The organism is Mesotoga sp. HF07.pep.5.2.highcov (genome assembly GCF_003666285.1).
Taxonomy (GTDB): domain Bacteria; phylum Thermotogota; class Thermotogae; order Petrotogales; family Kosmotogaceae; genus Mesotoga; species Mesotoga prima.
This window is the reverse complement of record NZ_JFHJ01000514.1, coordinates 1-3184: the sequence shown is the minus strand read 5'-3', so window position 1 is coordinate 3184 and position 3184 is coordinate 1. Positions and strand designations below refer to the sequence as shown.

Genomic DNA, 3184 nt, shown 5'->3' with positions numbered 1-3184 from the left:
CCACTTCCCACTTCAGAAGATTGCCAGGAGAAAACGGGGGTAAGATCTACTTCCGAATCCACTACCGGGGACAGGATGTCAATCTTGAATTCTGATGCAGTAACATTGAATGTTCTCGTTTCGGATTTAACAACATTTTGACCGTCTGAAGCTGTAATGTACCAGCTATATGTCTTGTTCATCAAAAGGCCGGATATTCTAATCTGATTTGACTGCATGGAATCTCTGTAAAGCTCTAGATCCTCGTCGGTTCCAAAATACACCGAGTATCTCAGATGATCTCCGTCAGGATCATAGCCTGACCATGTTAAATCAACATACGTTTCACCAACCGCCCTTCCATTAACGGGACTGATTAAAGAAAGTTCTGGAGGCCTGTTTTCAACCGAGAATCGGAAGGTCTCGCTTCTTATTGTGGCTCCACTATTGTCTGTCAACTGAACGAACCATTCATATGTTCGTCCCGCAAGAAGCCTTCCTGTCTGATAACTGTTGCTCGAAACAGTGTAACGTGAAAGGCTACCCAGTTCTCCAAAATAGACTTCCTTCTGCCTTATCGCTTCTGTATCACCGTCTAAAACCCATTTCAATGTTACTCCCGAAGCCGGCACCTTTTCTCCGTTCCTAGGCGCTTCAAGCAACACTCCAAACGACTGTCCAGAAATGAAACTGACCGGTTCACCTGCATACTCTACATTGTCCCTCAAAACAGATACAGCCCAGAAGTACTGCCTACCGTCCTCAAAAGATAGTTCGGGTCTGTATGTGTTGTCCTGAATAACTCTTCTGACAATGGGGTTATGATCTGAATCATAAAGTCGGAAGACGTATCCAGAATTCTGTTGTGAATAAGACCAAGAGAACTCTCTGCCGTTCTCGAATACTCCACCGGAAGGATAGATGTAGTCTAGTCCCGAAACATGGCTTTTTATAGGTATTTCGAGAGTCCCTATTTCACCTCCGGGGTCCTCTGCCACGATTGTCAACAAGTAATCTCTGCCGGAAATGAGGTTGGTTATGACATATCTCTCAAGGTTATCTCCGATAGCTACTGGCCGCCCTAACGACTCTTCGGCAAGGTTAACATATACTCCCACCTCAAGGTCTTCTCCTTCAGGATCGTCCAGCTCCCATTCAACAACAAGAGGAGTCGTTGCCCCCTCCAGGAACATTCTAGGAGGATGAGTTAAAGTTATAACCGGCCTTTGGTTTCCAGTAACAAAGGATGCGTATTTGCTGACAGAACTTTTTCCCCCGTCATCGGTAACCTTTACGGCCCATTCGTAACGGTGACCGGGATCAAGCTCTTCGATAGTCAGTGAATTCCCGAGAGCTTCGTACTCCTCTTCATTTCCAGCAGAATCTCGCAGATGTACCTTTGTCGACACAATTTCTCCATCGGGATCACTGGAAACCCAACTTAGAGTCAAATCATTGGTCGATACTTCCGAAGCTCCATCCACAGGGAATCTGAGCTCTGGTAACGCCGGAGGTAGATTTTCGCTGGTGAAGCTCCAGACTTCTCCCTCAGTTTCAGAACCGTTCTTGATAACATCGACTCTCCAAAAGTACTTCCTGTTACTAAATAGGTCCAAGGTCAATTCAATCGAAGTTTCCTTCGTTTCGTTTTCAAAGATTATGTCATTCAACCTGTCGTCATTTCCAAGAACGAATCTATAAGAAAGATCTTCGCTCTCATCATCGATTTCCCAGCTAAAAGTAGTGTCAGATAAGCTTACTTCAACTTCACCAGGCTGAGGCGTCAACGGGACAGCTACTTCCAGAGCCTTCTGCCCTGTAGTGAAAACAGCGTCTTCACTTCTAGCGAAGGCACCTCTAGAGTCTTCTACCGTAATAAACCAGCTGTAATTCTCGTTTTCTTCCAGGTCTCTCACAATATATTCTTGAGATTCGATTGGACCTAGGATTCTTGAGTCATTCTTCGATTTCAAATGGAGCATGTAGTTAAGAGAATCACCATCGGGGTCTTCTCCAAACCAGTTGAATGATACAACCGAGGGTTCGACAAACTCCGTCGACACCGGCCGAGAAAGATAGATCGAGGGAGGCCTATTACCCGGGGTAATAGAAATATCTCTTATGGTTTCTCCTCCTTGACCATCGCTAGCTCTTATAGAGAGTGTGTAGTTCGTTTCTTCATCAAGTGCTGAGAGAAAAATCGATGTCATTCTACCTGAAGCGATTCTGGCAGGCTCATCACCATCCGGTCCAAAGAATACTTCGCTTGTAACACTATCTCCATCGGGGTCTACTACTTCCCATTTTACCGGCACAGAATCCTGCCCTGGAGAAATATTCGGATACTCCATCTCGATTATGGGTGCTCTGTTAGAAGTCCGGAAGATCCACTCTTCGCTCTTCTTTTCTTTTCCAGATGCATCTCTAACAACGACATACCAACTATAAGTTGTATGGCCTTTGAGAGAAGGAACAGCAATCTCGGTTGAATTTGTTGTTCCAATTAGTGAATATCTTGACTGCCCCTCGGAAAGGTAGACATCAAAATCTAGCTCGTCAAGATAGTATTCGAGAGGCAAAGAAGTCTTCCACGAAAGAAATCCTCTTCCCGCATCAAAATCGCTAGCTCCGCTTCTTGGATTTTCCGGCGTAACTGCAGGAAGATCAACCCTCATCTGAGTTGTGAAGCTCTCAGTATAAGAAGTAGATTCGCCTCCATACGAGTCCTTCGCAACGACTTTCCAGTAGTACTTCGTCGAGTAATCAAGTCTCTTAAGTAACGAAACGTCAACCATTGTTTCGTTCGTTCCTCTAATGAGAATGTCCTTCTCATCTAATCTTGGCTCTCTACCAAAATACACGTCGTATACTAACTCATCTCCATCAGGATCATTGGAACTCCAGTTAAGTGTCAGATCTTTTAGAGGGACGTTTCCCAGGTTGCTGCCTGGTGGAACTACCTCTGGCCTTCTAGGATAAGTATTCATGAGTACGAATGTCCAGATTTCACTTTCTGCGGATTTTCCACCTTCTGTGTAAACCCTTACTTTCCACCAGTACTGAGAGTGAGGATCAACCTCAAACTCGTGAGAAAAGGAAAATATTCCTTCGGTAGGGGAGGTCAGATCACCCTGAAGGTCAAGTGCCAATCTGGTCAAACTGTTTCGGTCCTTGCCAGCAAAGACTTCTGCTAAGAGGCCGTGCC

The 3184-nt window shown here is 45.2% G+C and carries 1 protein-coding gene; it reads right to left on the bottom strand.

The features are described from left to right. Positions 1-3184, bottom strand: a 3184-nt coding sequence (locus tag BG32_RS10905; protein WP_147434974.1) for a fibronectin type III domain-containing protein, incomplete at both ends; no start/stop codon positions are given.